The organism is Methylobacterium nodulans ORS 2060, from assembly GCF_000022085.1.
Lineage (GTDB): Bacteria > Pseudomonadota > Alphaproteobacteria > Rhizobiales > Beijerinckiaceae > Methylobacterium > Methylobacterium nodulans.
Window position 1 is genome coordinate 6688561 of record NC_011894.1, and the last position, 15260, is coordinate 6703820.

General features: G+C 74.9%; 6 protein-coding genes. 4 read left to right on the forward strand and 2 right to left on the reverse strand.

What is annotated here, in order from left to right:
- Nucleotides 1-52: 52 nt before the first annotated feature.
- Together MNOD_RS31155 and MNOD_RS31160 are read right to left on the reverse strand one after the other, a co-directional pair.
- A complete protein-coding gene (locus MNOD_RS31155) occupies nt 53-373 on the reverse strand; it encodes a 2Fe-2S iron-sulfur cluster-binding protein (RefSeq protein ID WP_015932941.1) in 321 nt (106 codons plus the stop codon).
- A gap of 165 nt (nt 374-538) precedes the next feature.
- Nucleotides 539-865 (reverse strand): Hpt domain-containing protein, encoded by a 327-nt coding sequence (locus MNOD_RS31160; RefSeq protein WP_043749746.1) that lies wholly within the window; start codon nt 863-865, stop codon nt 539-541.
- Nucleotides 866-1192: 327 nt separating this feature from the next.
- Here MNOD_RS31160 and MNOD_RS31165 point away from each other — a divergent pair, with 327 nt between their 5' ends.
- From MNOD_RS31165 to MNOD_RS31180, 4 genes are all read left to right on the forward strand, one after another.
- On the forward strand, nt 1193-10060 hold the full coding sequence (locus tag MNOD_RS31165; protein WP_015932943.1) for an apolipoprotein A-IV repeat region-like domain-containing protein: 8868 nt from the start codon (nt 1193-1195) through the stop codon (nt 10058-10060).
- A gap of 127 nt (nt 10061-10187) precedes the next feature.
- A complete protein-coding gene (xseA, locus tag MNOD_RS31170; RefSeq protein ID WP_043749749.1) occupies nt 10188-11702 on the forward strand; it encodes an exodeoxyribonuclease VII large subunit in 1515 nt (504 codons plus the stop codon).
- 409 nt (nt 11703-12111) lie between these two features.
- The gene (locus tag MNOD_RS31175) at nt 12112-12591 is read left to right on the forward strand and encodes a (2Fe-2S)-binding protein (RefSeq protein ID WP_015932945.1); all 480 of its coding nucleotides are present in this window, start codon (nt 12112-12114) and stop codon (nt 12589-12591) included.
- On the forward strand, nt 12588-14903 hold the full coding sequence (locus tag MNOD_RS31180; protein ID WP_015932946.1) for a xanthine dehydrogenase family protein molybdopterin-binding subunit: 2316 nt from the start codon (nt 12588-12590) through the stop codon (nt 14901-14903). Before MNOD_RS31175 ends, MNOD_RS31180 begins: the two co-directional genes overlap by 4 nt.
- Nucleotides 14904-15260 lie beyond the last annotated feature (357 nt).

Genomic DNA, 15260 nt, shown 5'->3' on the forward strand with positions numbered 1-15260 from the left:
GGCCGGTGGCGACCTGATACCGTCCGGACGACCCGGTTCGGAGACCGACCGGTCAGCCCTGCCGGGTCGGGGTCGTCACCGTGAGCCCATCGAGCTCCGGCTTGAGGCGGATCTGGCAGGAGAGGCGCGAGTTCGGGCGCACGTCCGAGGCGAAGTCGAGCATGTCCTGCTCCATCGGCTCGGCGGGCCCCACCGCCTCCGCCCATTCCGGATCCACGTAGACGTGGCAGGTGGCGCAGGCGCAGGCGCCGCCGCACTCGGCGTCGATGCCCGGCACGTTGTTGCGGATCGCGGTCTCCATCACGGTCGAGCCGACCGCGCCCTCGACGGTGCGGGGCGTGCCTGCGGCATCGACGTAGGTGATCTGGACCATCGCGCGCTCCGAGCCTCCTGCCGCGCGGACCGTCTGCGGCCCCGCGGCAGCGCCTGATTGGCGGGACGGGGGACGGAATGCAAGCGCGCCGTTCGCCACCCGGTCCCGCGCGCGGCGGCACCGTTGCCGCAGGGGGCGGACTGCGCCGCGGCGTCCCGACGCGGGTCAGAACGCCGCCAGGGTCTCGCGCAGGGCCGCCGCGAGGCGCGGCAGCAGGGCTGCGGCGGCGGCCTCGTCCTCCCGGCGCAGAACCCGCTCCAGCTCTGCCGCGAGTGCGCCGACGCGCCGCGCCCCTACCCCGGCCGCCGAGCCCTTGAGCGTGTGGGCGAGGTCGGCCCGCTCACGGGCAGGCCGTGCGGCCTCCGCCAGGGCGGGGCCAAACCGCTCGCACTGGCTGCGGAACAGGGTCAGCACCTCGCGGGCGAGATCCGTGTCGCCAAAAGTCTCGCGCGCAAGATGCGCGCGGTCGAGAAGAATCTCGGGGGCGTCCATGGCGCGGGCTCCGTAATCCTCACGGACTATCCACAGCGCGATTCCCATGCCGCGCCGATCCCCGCCGCCGGCGGGAATCCTTGCGCGCCCGTGGGATAGCCCGGGACAACGCGAACCGCCACGCTTATGGTAACCATTCGGTTAAGGTTTTTGGACCGGTTCGACCGGATCGGGTATCGGGCTGGTACTCCTTGCGTCTAAGGTCCGATTGGTAAATGGCGGGGCCTCGCGTCCCGGCCGGCAGGTCCGGGGGCGGGCGGGACACCCTGGGGGCGGCGAGCGCCCGCGGGATCCGTCGCCGGCGTTCACGGCGTAACGAGGCGTTCGATGGCAACCGAAAAGAAGCTCAAGGACCCGACGGAAGCGGCGCTGTCGGCGATTGAGCAGGCCTTGAACCTGGACCAGACGCCGTCCGCCGAGGGCAGCCGGGTGGAGCCCCGCCTGCCCGATGTCGAGGACGCCGACCCGCTCTCCACCCCGCACCGTCCGAACGGCCGCTCCGGCGAGCCCGCCTTCGACGGCAGCGTGATGCCGGAGCTGGAGCGCGAGGCCCGCCGCGAGGGCGGCCTGCTGCCGCCCGACCGCTCCCTCGTGGCCAATGACGACCGCCGCGGCATCGGCGCCATGCGCCAGAGCCTGCGCGTGCAGCCCTCGCGCACCCCCTATCTCCTGGCCTTCCTCGCCGCCGCGATCTGGCTTGCGGGCTTCGCGGGCCTCGCCTGGGCCCAAGCGAACGGCGACATCCGGGGCTTCCTCGCCGGCCTCTCGGGGCTCCAGGGGGCGGTCGGCGCCGCGGCCGTGCTGGCGCCCGTGCTGCTGTTCTTCATCGCCGCCATGCTGGCCGTGCGGGCCCAGGAGATGCGCCTCGTCGCCCGCGCGGTTGGGGATGTGGCGATCCGCCTCGCCGAGCCGGAGGCGTTCTCGACCGATGCCGTGCTGACGATGTCGCAGGCCGTCCGCCGCGAGGTGGCGGCGGTGGGCGACGGCGTCGAGCGGGCGCTCGCCCGCGCGGGCGAGCTCGAGACCCTGGTGCGCGGCGAGATCTCGACCCTGGAGCGGGCCTATTCGGACAACGAGATCCGCATCCGCGCCCTCGTCGACGAGCTCGTCGCCCAGCGCGAATCCATCGTCGCCAATGCCGAGCGCGTGCGCGGCGCGATCCAGGGCTCGCACCAGAACCTGACCCAGGAACTCGATACCGCGGCGACCCGGATCGTCGCCGCCGTCGACGGGGTCGGCGAGCGCGTCACCGCCTCCCTGGGCAGCCGCGGTGAGGAGATCACCACGGCGCTCGGGCGCAAGGGCGAGGAGATCACCACGGCCCTCGCCGAGACCGGCGAGCGGGTGGCGCAGGCCGTTTCCGGCGAGGGCGACGGGCTCCTCCAGCGCCTCGCCGCCACGGGTGAGGGCATCAGGACCGGCCTCGGCGAGGCCGGCGACGCCCTGGCGGCGACCCTGCAGGCGCGGACCGACGAGGTCACGCGGGCGATCGGGCACACGAGCGGCCTCCTCACCACGGCCCTCTCCGACAGTGCGGGCGAGGTCGCCCGCGTCCTCGGCCAGACCGGCGCCGGCGTGATCGAGACGCTCAACCGCGAGAGCGCCCAGGTCCGCGAGACCTTCGAGCGTTCGGCGGCCGCGCTGGAGGAGCGCCTGCTCGCCCGCGGCTCCGACCTCACCGAGCGCTTCGCCGAGACGGGCGACACCATCACGCAGCGCTTCGCCGCCTCCGGCAACGCGCTCGCCGCCCATATCACCGACCGCTCGACGGCCCTGCGCGAGGAGATCGAGGGGGCGGGCGCCCGCGTGGTCGAGACGCTGGAGGCGCGGGCCCGCGCCACCGAGGGGGCGCTTAGCCAGGCGAGCGACGGCGTGCTCGATGCCTTCGCGACCCGCGCGGCGCGGCTGCGCGAGGAGGTCTCCGCCCTCGTCGAGGAGGCCGCCCAGGCCATCGGCGTGCGCGCCGCCGACCTGTCCGGCCGGCTCGACGAGACGATCGGCCGGGTCGAGGAGGCGCTGGTCGTCCATGGCGGCGCTCTGGAGCGCGGCCTCGCCGAGACCGGCGAGCGGGTGGCGGGCCTGATGGCCGAGCGCACGGCGACGGCGACCGCCGCCTTCGCGACCGCATCCGACACCCTGCAGAACGCGCTCGACGGCCGCACCGGTGCGGCGATCGCCGCCCTGCGGCAGGCGGCCGCCGAGGTCGCGCGCGAGATCGATGCCCGCGCGGCCGAGGCCGCCGAGTCCTTCCGGCACGCCGCCGAGGCCGCCACGGAGGCGGTGGGCGCGCGCACCGCCGAGGCTGCGGACGCGATCCGGGCGGCGGGCAGCGGAACGGCCGAGACGGTCGGGGCGAGCACGGCGGAGGCGGTCGCAGCCTTCCGGCGCGCCGCGGAGGATGGCGCGCAGGCCGCCGCCCTCTCGGGCGCCGATGCGGTCGAGGCTTTCCGCAGCGCGCTCGCCACCACATCCGGCGAGATCGAGGCCCGGGCGGCCGAGGCTGCCGAGACGATGCGGCGTGCGGCCTTGGCCGCCAGCGGAGCGCTCGGCACCCGCACGGTCGAGGCCGCGCAGGTCTTCCGCCGCACCCTGGAGACGACCAGCACGGAGCTCGGCAGCCGCACCACGGAGGCGTCCGACCTGTTCCGCCAGGCCGCCGAATCCGCCACGGCCGAGATCGGCGCCCGCGCCGCCGAGGTGGCGGAGATGCTGCGCCGCACGGCCGAGGCCGCCACGGAGGCGGTCGGCGCCCGCACGGCCGAGAGCGTCGAGATCGTCCGCCAGAGCGCCGAGGACCTTGCCTCCGCCTTCGGCACCACGAGCGGCGCCGCGGCGGCCCGCCTGCTCGGCGCCGCCCAGGAGGGCACCCGCCTGCTCCACGCCCGGATCGACGAGACCGGCGCGCAGATGCGCGAGGCCCTGGAGCGCATCGAGGCCGCGGCGAGCGCGGTGGTCCGCGCGACCGAGACCGCGACGGGCGCCCTCGATGCCCGCACGGCCGGCGTCGCGACGACCTTCCTGCAGGCCGCCGAGGAGGCCTGCGCGCGGATCGACAGCCGCACGGGCGAGGCGGACGAGGCCCTGCGCCGCTCGGTCGCAGCGCTGGCCGAGCGCGCCGAGGACGTGGCGGCGGCGATCGCCCGGTCGGCCGAGACGGCGACTGGCGCGGTCGATGCACGCATCGGCAGCGTCGCCTCGACCTTCTCGCAGGCGGCCGAGGAGGCGCGCGGCCGCATCGGCGCCCAGATGACCGAGACCGATACCGCCCTGCGCGAGGCGGTGGAGTTCGTCGTCCTGCGGGCGCGGGATGCCGCGGTCGCGATCGCCCGCTCGGCCGAGATGGCGACCGGGACGGTCGATGCGCGCATCGGCAGCGTCGCCTCGGCCTTCGTGCAGGCGGTCGAGGCCGCGACGGGCAGCCTCGACGGCCGCATGGCCGCAGCCACCACTGCGCTGCTCGGCGCGGCGGACGAGGTCGGGGCGCGCCTGACCGCGCGCACGGCGGAGGCCGACGAAGCCCTGCGCCGCTCGGTCGAAGCCTTGGCGGAGCGGGCCGAGGACGTGGCGGTGACGATTACCCGCTCGGCGGATTCCGCCACGGGCACGGTCGACGCGCGGCTTGCGGGCCTCGCAGAGTCCTTCCTGCGAGCGGCCGAGGAGGTCGAGGGTCACCTCGGTGCGCGCGCGGCCGCGACGGACGAGGCCCTGCGCCGCTCGGTCGCAGCGCTGGCGGAGCGGGCCGAGGACGTAGCGGCGGTGATAGCCCGCTCGGCGGATTCCGCCACGGGCATGGTCGACGCGCGGCTTGTGGGTCTTGCAGAGTCCTTCCTGCGGGCGGCCGAGGAGGTCGAGGGCCGCGTCGGCGCGCGTGCGGCGGAGGCGGACGAGGCCCTGCGCGGCTCGGTCGAAGCCCTGGCGGAGCGGGCCGAGGATGTGGCAGCGGCGATCACCCGCTCGACCGAAACGGCGACCGGCGCGGTCGATGCGCGGCTCGTGGGCGTGGCGGAGGCCTTCCTGCAGGCGGCCGCGGAGGCCGAGGGCCGCGTCATGGCCCACACGGCCGAGGCGGACGAATCCCTGCGCCACGCCCTCGACGCGGTCGTGTCCCGGGCGGAGGCGCTCGCCGCGGCGGTGTCCGGAGCCGCCGAGGCGGCGACCGGCGGGCTCGATGCCCGCGTGACGGCGGCGACGGCCGCCCTGGTCGGCGCGGCGGACGAGGCCGGCAGCCGCGTCGCGGCGCGCACGACGGAGGCCGACGAGGCTCTGCGTCGCTCGGCCGAGGCTCTGGCGGAGCGGGCCCGGGAGGCGGCGGCGGCGATCGCCCGCTCGGCGGAGGAGGTGGGAAGCGTGCTCTCGACGCGGATCGGCGAGGTCGAGACGGCCTTCGACGGTCACGGCCGCGAGCTCGTCTCCCTGATCGGTCGGCATGCCGACGAGACGCAGACCCGGCTCGCCGGAGTCGGCCGCGACATCGTGCTCGCCGTCACCAGCCAGGGCGCACGCGTCAACGACGCGCTGCTGCGCACCGGCGAGACGCTGGCCAGCACCGCCGAGACGAGCGGGAAGGCCATCGACGAGGCGCTGACGAACCGCCTCGCCGCCCTCCAGGACCTCATCGCCCGGGGCGACATCCTGGCCGACCGCATCGCCCGCGACACGGGCGAGTTCTCGCAGACGGTGGCGACGCGCCTGGAGGAGATGGATCGCGTCATCACGGTGCAGGGCCGGGCGGTGGCCGAGAGCATCGCGGAGCGCACCCGCGAGGCGCGCGATGTCGTCGAGACCCAGCTCGGCGCCCTGGAGGAGCGCTCCGCCCGGCGCAGCGCCGAGATCAGCGCGAATTTCGATACGCTCGTCGGGCATGTCGACAAGCATCTCGGGGCCCGCGCCACCGCGCTCAACGAGGCGCTGATCGTCCGGGCCGGCGAGATCGCCCGGGCCATGGCGGAGGGCGGGCGCGAGGTCGCCCAGGCGCTCGACGCCCGCGCCGACGAGCTCGTGCGGGCGATCACGGCCCAGAGCCAGGCGATGAGCGACGCGCTGCTGGCACGGGCGGGCGAGATCGGCAGCGAGCTTGGCCGCCGCACCGAGGAGCTGACCGAACGCATGGATGCGGGCGCCAGCCGCTTCGACGAGCGCGTGCTGCGGCGCCTCGATGGCGTGGCCGCGGCCCTCGATGAGCGCAGCCGGCTCATCGAGGACACGTTCGGCGGCCAGGCCCAGGAGATCCTGCGCCAGATCGAGACGCGCACCCGCGCCATCGACGAAGAACTCTCCGCCCGCACCCGCGAGCTCGTCAGCTTCGTCGAGACCCAGAGCGGGACCGCGAGCCGCGACCTCGCCGGCCATGCGGAGGCGATCCGTGCGGCCTTCGAGGGCCGGGCCGAGATGCTGAACCGCCTCGTGGAGGAGCGCACCGCCGCCATGGCGGCCGAGCTCGACGAGCGCGGCCGGGCGATGTTCGGGACCCTCGGCCAGCGGGTGACGGAGCTTGCCCGGCTGTTCGACCGCGGCGGCGCCTCGCTCGCCGAGCTGCTGGAGCGCCGGGGCGAGACCATCGTCGGGCGCCTCCAGGAGGCGGTGGCCGAGGCCGACCGCACCCTCGAGGCCGGCGGGACCCGCCTGCAGGAGGGCGTCGTGGCCCGCACGGCCGCGCTCGCCGAGCTGTTCACCGAGCGCGGCGCGAGCGTCGACCACGCCTTCGAGGACCGGCTGAAACGGCTGGGCAGCCTCGTGGACGAGCAGGCCGCGATGATCCACGCCCTGCTCGACGGGCAGGCCGAGATCCTGCGCGCCAGCCTCGACGAGCGCATCCGGGCTCTCCACGACATCCTCGATCAGCGCGCCGCGGCGATGCGCGGCCTCCTCGACGGGCAGGCGGGCGCGCTCGGCAGCGTCCTCGACGAGCGGGGTCAGGGCTTGGTGCGGCAGCTGGAGGCGCAGGTCGGCGACCTGACCGGGGCGGTGGACGAGCGCACCCGCGACCTCGCCACCCTGTTCGACCGGCGCATCGCCGCCCTGGATCTCCTGGTGGAGCGCCGGGGGGCGGCCTTCGCCGAAACGGTCGAGACCCGGGCGAACGCCCTCGCAGCCCTGGTGGACGGCCGCGCCGAGGCTTTCGCACGCGCGGTCGACGACCGCGTCGTGTCTCTCGGCCAGAGCCTGCAGGCGCGCATCGACGACCTCGGCACGGCGGTCGAGCGGGGCGCCCAGGCCTTCTCCGGCCTCGTGGAGGAGCGCCGCGCGGCCCTCGCGCAGCTCCTCGACGGGGGGGCGGGTCTGCGGGAGGTGCTGGAGGAGAACGAGCGGGCGATCGCCGCCCTGCTGGACGCCCGCCAGACGGCGCTCGCCCGCGAGATGCACGCCCGCACGACGACGCTCGCCTCCGTCCTCGACGAGCGGATGCAGTCCCTCTCCGGCACCCTGGAGCGGGGCGGGCAGGCGCTCACCGAGGCAATGGGCGCGGGCGACGCCGCCGCGCGGGCGCTGCAGGAGCGCGTCGCCGCCCTGTCGGAGGCGGTGGAGCAGGGCACGCAGGCCCTGGTCTCCCTGTTCGACGGACGCGCCGCGGAGTTCCTCGGGCTGATCGAGAGCCGCAGCGGGGCGCTGGGCTCGACGCTGCAGGCCCGCATCGCCGCGTTCTCGGAGGCGATGGCCGAGCGCGATGCCGCTTTTGCGGGCCTCGTCGAGGGCCGGACCGAGGAGTTCCGGCGCGTGCTCGACGAGCGCGGCGAGGCACTCGCGGCGCGGCTGCAGGCGCAGATCGCCGCGCTCGACGGCACCGTCGCGGCGGGGGCGGACGCCTTCGCCGAGACCGTCGAGACCCGGGCCCAGGCGCTCGCGGCGCTGCTGCAGGAGCGCAGCGAGGCCCTGTCGGGGGCGGTGGACGAGCGCAGCGCCGCCTTCACGGCGCGGATCGACGGCCGCATGCGCGCCTTCGCGGCCCTGGTCGCGGCCCGGGGCGAGGCGCTCGCCGACGCCTTCGACGACCGCAGCGACGCTTACGCGGCCCTGGTGGATGCCCGCACGGCGGCGCTCACCCAGGCCCTCGACGAGCGGAGCGCAGCGCTCGAGGCGGCCCTCGACGAGCGCAATGCCAGCCTCGCCAGCGGCTTCGACCGCCGGGCGGCGGCGCTCGCCGCCCTCATCGACCAGCGCAGCGCGACGCTCTCCCGCAGCCTCGCCGAGACCGCGCGGGAGCTCGTCCAGGCCCTCGACGGGCCGGGGGCGGCGCTCTCCCGCAGCCTCGACGAGCGGGTGGGGGCGCTCGCCGAGATCGTCGACGGCCGCGGGCAGGCCCTCGGCCGCACCCTCGAGGACAGCGCCCGCGCCCTGCAGGAGGCGATCGACGCGCGCGGCACCGCCCTCGTCGCCAGCCTGGAGGCGAGCGGGGCCACGGTGGTCGGCGGCCTCGACCAGCAGGTCGCCGCCCTGCGCGCCCTGGTGGACGGTCCCGGCACCGCCCTCGTCTCGGCGCTGGGCGAACGCTCAGAGGCCCTGGGGCAGAGTCTGGAGCAGGGGGTCGGCGCCGTGCTCGACACCCTGCACCGGCGCAGCCAGGAGCTCGCCGAGGCCGTGTCCCGCGCCGCCGCCTCCCTCGACGCGGCGGCCGACCAGGGGGCGGCCCGAGCGGTGGAGGCCCTCACGCAGGTCAATGCGCGGCTCGGCGGTGACCTCGGCGCCCTGCTCGGGCGGGTCGAGAGCGCCTGCCTCGGCCTGCAGGAACTCATCGGCAGCGCGGGCGACAACCTGATCGCGATCGAGGACGGGCTCGCGGGCCGGGTCCAGCAGATCCAGGGGGCGCTCGCCGAGATCGCCGAGGAGACGGGCCGGGCCTCCGAGCACGTCTCGGGCCGGGTCGCGGCGCTGCAGGACGCGGCGACCGGGGCGCTGCGGCAGGCATCGAGCCTCGCCGCCGCCCTGGACGCCCGCGGCAAGGCCCTGGGCGAGTCCACCCGCCAGCACCTCGCGACCCTGACCGAGGCCGCGGGCCAGCTCGAAGGGGTCGAGGGCCGCATGGCCGCCGCCCTGACGGAGCGGCAGGCGGCGATCGACGGGCTGCTCGCGCGCATCGACGAGCGGGCCACGGCGCTCACGGCCTCGACCGAGGGCCTCGGCGGGCGCGTCGAGGAGACGCTCCGCGGCGTCGAAGCGCGCACGCAGGCCCTGAGCTCGGCCCTGGCGGAGAGTGCGCGCTCGGCCGGCGAAGCACTGGCCGAGGCGTTCGAGCGGCTGCGCGGCAGCGCGGACGCGCAGGGCACCCAGGCGGCCGAGGCCGTGCGCAAGGTGGTCGAGGGCGCCTCGGGCGAGCTCCAGGGCGCCTTCGGCGAGGCCGCGACCCGGTTCCAGGGCACGGTCGAGTCCCTGCGCGGCATGGCCGCCGACATCCGCCGGACCCTCGACGAGATCCGGACCGACCTCCAGCAGGGCGTGACCGCGATCCCGCAGGAGACGCAGGACGCGACGAGCGAGATGCGCCGGGTGGTGGCCGACCAGATCAAGGCCCTCAACGAGCTCTCGGCCCTGGTCGCCCGGTCCGGCCGCGCCGTCGACGTGGCGGCGCCCAAGACGGCCGAGATCCGGTCGGCCGAGATCCGGTCGGCGGAGGCGTCGCGCGTGGCCGAGGCCGGGCGGCCCGCCGCTCCGGCGCCCGCGCGGCCGGCTCCGGCTGCGACCCCGGCGGCGCGGGGGCCCGCGATGCGGCCCGCCCCCGCTGCGCCCGCGCCGGCCGCCCCGGCGGGCAGGGCGAAGCCCGGCGGCACCGGCTGGCTGTCCGACCTCCTCAGCCGCGCCTCGCAGGACGAGGCTCCGGCCGAGGCGGGCGGCCCCAAGCGCGGCGCGGACGAAGGGCTCGGCACGATCGACTCGATCTCCGGCAACATCGCCCGGATGATTGATCATCAGGCCGCCGTGACCCTCTGGGAGCGTTACCGGCAGGGCGAGTCGAACCTGTTCACCCGCGATCTCTACACGGCGCAGGGCCAGCAGACCTTCGACGAGATCCGCCGCCGCTACCAGGCCGAGCCGGAGTTCCAGCGCACCGTCGACCGCTATGTGCGGGAATTCGAGCGCCTGCTCGGCGAGGTGTCCCGCGCCGACAAGGATCCGCGCCGGGCGAACGCCTACCTGACCTCCGAGACCGGCAAGGTCTACACGATGCTCGCTCATGCGAGCGGGCGGTTCGAGGGGGCATAAACCGCTCCGAACCCCCCCTCGCGTACCGCATCGCCCTGATGCGCGCATGACACGGGCCGGGGGCCGTCGACAGGCGGCGCCCCGGCCGGCCTTCCGCGGGGCGGGGCATGCGGCTAGCCTCGCGGGCATGTCCGCTTCGCCTCTTCCTGCGTCCCTCGCCGTCGCCGCGCCGGCCAACGCGCCCGAATGGTCGGTCACGGAGCTCGCCGCGGCGCTCAAGCGCACGCTCGAGGACGCGTTCGGGCATGTGCGGCTGCGGGGCGAGATCTCGGGCTATCGCGGCCCGCACAGCTCGGGCCACGCCTATTTCTCGCTCAAGGACGGCGGCGCCAAGATCGACGCGGTGATCTGGAAGGGCACGCTTGCCCGGCTGCGCCACCGCCCGAAGGAGGGACTGGAGGTCGTCGCCACCGGGCGGATCACCACCTTCCCGGGCAAGTCCGCCTATCAGATCATCATCGAGGCGCTGGAGCCCGCGGGCGCCGGCGCCTGGATGGCGCTCCTGGAGGAGCGCCGCCGGCTTCTCGCCGCCGAGGGCCTGTTCGACGCCGCCCGCAAGCGCCCGCTTCCCTACCTGCCGCGGGTGGTGGGCGTCGTCACCTCGCCGACCGGCGCGGTGATCCGCGACATCCTCCACCGGCTGGAGGACCGCTTCCCGCGCCCCGTCCTGGTCTGGCCCGTGCGGGTACAGGGGGAGGGCTCGGCCGAGGAGGTGGCGGCGGCAATCCGGGGCTTCAGCGCGCTCGCTCCCGACGGCCCGATCCCGCGGCCGGACGTGCTGATCGTCGCCCGCGGCGGCGGCTCGATCGAGGATCTGTGGAGCTTCAACGAGGAGATCGTGGTCCGGGCCGCGGCCGAGAGCGCGATCCCGCTGATCTCCGCGGTCGGCCACGAGACCGACGTGACGCTGATCGACCACGCCGCCGACCGCCGCGCCCCGACCCCGACCGGCGCCGCCGAGATGGCGGTGCCGGTGCGCCTCGACCTCCTGGCGGATCTCGACGGTCTGGCGCGGCGCCACGCGGCGGCGCTGGCGCGATCCATCGAGCGGCGGCGCAGCGACCTCAGGGGGCTCGCGCGCGTCATCCCGAGCCCGGAGGCGCTGCTCGCGGTCAAGCGCCAGCGCCTCGACCTCGCGGAGGCGCGGCTGCGCCCGGCGCTGGCCGAGGGCGCGCGGACCGCGCAGCGGCGCCTCGCGCGCCTGCTCCAGGCCCTTGCCCGCCACCCGCCGGCCCTGCGCCTCGCCCGCGCCCGCGAGCGCTTTGCGGCCATCGACCACCGGCCGCGCCACGCGCTGGAACGCCTCGTCGCGGTGCGGAGCGAGCGCCTGAACGGCCTCGCCCAGCGCCTCGCGCAGGCGCAGGACCGCGACCTGGAGCGGCGCCGCAGCCGCTTCGCGGGCGCCGCCGCCCTGTTCGACAGCCTGAACTACCGGGCGGTGCTGGCGCGCGGCTATGCCCTCGTCCTCGATGCGGAGGGCCGCCCCCTGGCCGAGGCCGAGGCCGCGCGCGCCGCCGGCCGCATCACGGTCGAGTTCCAGGACGGCAAGGTGGCAGCGGTGGTCGAGGGCGCCCCGCCCCGCCGCGCCGCGGCGAAGCGCGGGCCCGCGGGGCCGGCCCGGCAGGGCTCGCTGTTCGACTGATGAGCGCGGAGCCGCGGGCGCGGCGGTCTCCGTTCCCGCCGGCCCATCCGCGGGGCTTCCTCTCCCCGCCGGCGCGCCTGTCGTCGGGATGACGTCAGCAGAGCCGAATCGGCCGTAAACGCTCTGCTCCGCTGCAGAAACGGCCAAGGCCGGCCCGGTCTCGCGGGCGAATCGGTCCGATTTCTCCGAAAAGCCCTTCCCGAACCGCGCGCCCGACCCAGATCTTGCGGCGACGGGATTCGTTCCCGCAGGCGGTGCAGACCGGGGTCGCGCCCGGCGCAGTTGCGGGCCCCGGAGGGCCCGGCTTAGGACCGCCAGATTGGAACCGTTGTGATCGAGGACAGCCGCGCACCGCGACCGGAAGCGTGTCCGCGGGGTGCGCCGCTCACCCGACAGCCGGAGGGCGATGATGATCAAACTCACCGTGAACGGTGCGGAGCGGGCCTATGACGGGGATCCCGACATGCCGCTCCTCTGGTACCTGCGCGACGAGCTGGGGCTGACCGGCACCAAGTTCGGCTGCGGCATCGCGGCCTGCGGGGCCTGCACCATCCATGTCGGCGGCACCGCCGTGCGCGCCTGCCAGACCCCGGTCTCGGCGGCGGAGGGGCAGCCGGTCGTGACCATCGAGGGACTGTCCCCCGACGGCAACCACCCGCTGCAGGTGGCGTGGCGCGACCTCAACGTGGCGCAGTGCGGCTACTGCCAGACCGGGCAGATCATGCAGGCGGCCTCCCTCCTCAAGGACACGCCCCAGCCCAGCGATGCGGATATCGACCAGGCCATGAGCGGCAATCTCTGCCGCTGCGGCACCTATCCGCGCATCCGCGCCGCCATCAAGCAGGCGGCCGGCGTGACCCCGAAGGCCAGCCAGGGAGAGCGCCTGTGATCCAGGATTCCGATCTCGTCACCCGGGCGGAGCCCGGCTCCGCGCTCAGCAATGTCAGCCGCCGCGCGCTCATCGGCGGCGCGGGCGCCCTGGTGCTCGCCCTCTCGCTGCGCAGCCCGGTCCGGGCCGCGGACGAGCCGAAGGCGTTCGGCGCCGACGCCATGCCGCATGGCTGGCGCGACGACCCGACCCTGTTCGTCGCCATCGCGCCCGACGGCACCGTGACGGTGACCTGCCACCGCTCCGAGATGGGGCAGGGGGTGCGCACCTCGATCGCCCTCGTGGTCGCCGACGAGCTCGACGCCGACTGGGCCAAGGTCAAGGTCGCCCAGGCCCCGGGCGACGAGGCGCGGTTCGGCAACCAGGACACGGACGGCTCGCGCTCGCTGCGCCACTATTTCGTGCCGATGCGCCGGGTCGGCGCGGCGGCCCGCCAGATGCTGATCCAGGCGGCGGCCCAGCAATGGGGCGTGCCCGCCGCAGAGGTGACGGCCGAGAACCATGTCCTGCGTCACGCCAAGTCGGCGAAGCAGGCGGGCTACGGCGAGATGGCTGCCGCTGCTGCGAAGCTTCCGGTGCCGAAGGGCGATGCGGTCCGCCTGAAGGACCCGGCCGCCTTCCGCTACATCGGCAAGGGGCGGATCGGCCTCATCGACAACCACGACATCACCACCGGCAAGGCGTGGTACGGCCTCGACACCCGCCTCGACGGCATGCTGTACGCGGTGGTCGCCCGCCCGCCGGTCTTCCGCGGCAAGGTGAAGTCCTTCGACGCCGAGGCCGCCCTGAAGGTGCCGGGCGTGGTCAAGGTGGTGCCGATCGACCCGCCGGCCCCGCCGGTGGAGTTCCAGCCGCTGGGCGGCGTCGCGGTCATCGCGAAGAACACCTGGGCGGCGATCAAGGGCCGCGAGGCCCTCGCGATCACCTGGGACGACGGCCCGCACGCCGCTTACGATTCGGACGCCTACCGGGCGCAGCTGGAGGAGGCCTCCCGCAAGCCCGGCAAGGTCGTGCGCCAGGAGGGCGACGTCGATGCGGCCATGAAGAGCGCGGCCAAGCGCGTCACGGCCGAGTACTACATCCCCCACCTCGTCCAGGCCCCGATGGAGCCGCCGGCCGCCACCGTGCGGATCAAGGACGGGCAGGTCGAGGCCTGGGCCTGCACCCAGGCGCCGCAGGCGACCCGCGACCGCATCGCCAAGCGCCTCGGCATCGGCGCCGACAAGGTCACGGTGAACGTGACGCTGCTCGGCGGCGGCTTCGGGCGCAAGTCCAAGCCCGACTACGCGGTCGAGGCGGCGCTCTGCTCCAAGGCCATGGACGGCGCGCCCGTGAAGCTGACCTGGACCCGCGAGGACGACCTCCACCACGGCTACTACCACACGGTCTCGGTGGAGCACCTGGAGGCGGGCCTCGACCAGAAGGGCATGCCGGTGGCGTGGCTGCACCGCAGCGTCGCCCCGACCATCGGCTCGATCTTCGTGGATGGTGCCGAGAACGAGATCCCGGTCGAACTCGGCATGGGGCTCGTCAACACGCCCTTCGCCATCCCGAACATGCGGATGGAGAACCCGAGCGCCGAGGCGCATGTGCGCATCGGCTGGTTCCGGTCGGTGTCGAACATCCCGCATGCCTTCGCGATCCAGTCCTTCGTGGCGGAACTCGCCCATGCGGCCGGCCGCGACCCGAAGGACTACCTGCTCGACCTGATCGGCCCGCCCCGGATCATCGATCCGGTCAAGATCGGCGATGCCTGGAACTACGGCGAGGATCCGTCGCGCTATCCCATCGACACCGGCCGCCTGCGCCGGGTGATCGAGGCGGCGGCGAACGGCATCGGCTGGGGCCGCAAGGTCGGACAAGGCCGGGGGCTCGGGATCGCCGGCCATTACAGCTTCGTCACCTACACGGCCGCTGCCGCCGAGGTGGAGGTCGGGCCGAAGGGCGAGATCACCGTGCACCGGGTCGACATCGCCATCGATTGCGGGCCGCAGGTGAACCCGGAGCGCATCCGCGCCCAGCTCGAAGGCGCGGTGGTGATGGGCATGGGCCTCGCGCTCACGGCCGAGATCACCTTCAAGAACGGCCGGGCGGTGCAGGACAACTACGACACCTACGAGCTGACCCGCATCGATGCGGCCCCGAAGGTGATCGACGTCCATCTGCTGCCGGGAACCGATTACGGCCGGCCGCTCGGCGGCGTCGGCGAGCCGGGCGTTCCGCCCGTGGCGCCGGCCATCGTCAACGCGGTCTTCGCGGCCACCGGCCGGCGCATCCGGCAATTGCCGCTGCGCGACAAGCTCAGCGCCTGATCGTCGGGACCGCGTAAGACCGGCCGCCCTGCACCAGCAGGGCGGCCTTTCTCTTTTCTCTTGTTGTCTGCTGACGCGTCCGGAGGCGATCGAGGATCGGCTCGTTGTCGGCCACGCTGGAGGCAACCGGAGCCGCTTCGCGGCAGCTCACCGTGCTGGTTCCCGGATCTCCTTCCGCTGGCGCTGCAGTCGTCCGGGAAAGTAAAGAGGGAGCGGAAAGGGGCGGAGAACCGTCCGCCTGAGCGAAGCCGACATCCGCATGCCGAAGCCATCAAGCAGATTTCGGACGAGGCAATCCGCGATCGGCCGACGGCCCTGCGGCGGTCGGAACTGCCTCGGCATCCCCGGGTTGAGCGG

Excerpts from the sequence above, each read along its gene's own strand:
- MNOD_RS31155 (WP_015932941.1), bottom strand. The coding sequence starts at position 373 with ATGGTCCAGATCACCTACGTCGATGCCGCAGGCACGCCCCGCACCGTC.
- MNOD_RS31160 (WP_043749746.1), bottom strand. The coding sequence starts at position 865 with ATGGACGCCCCCGAGATTCTTCTCGACCGCGCGCATCTTGCGCGCGAG.
- MNOD_RS31165 (WP_015932943.1), top strand. The coding sequence starts at position 1,193 with ATGGCAACCGAAAAGAAGCTCAAGGACCCGACGGAAGCGGCGCTGTCG.
- xseA (WP_043749749.1), top strand. The coding sequence starts at position 10,188 with ATGTCCGCTTCGCCTCTTCCTGCGTCCCTCGCCGTCGCCGCGCCGGCC.
- MNOD_RS31175 (WP_015932945.1), top strand. The coding sequence starts at position 12,112 with ATGATCAAACTCACCGTGAACGGTGCGGAGCGGGCCTATGACGGGGAT.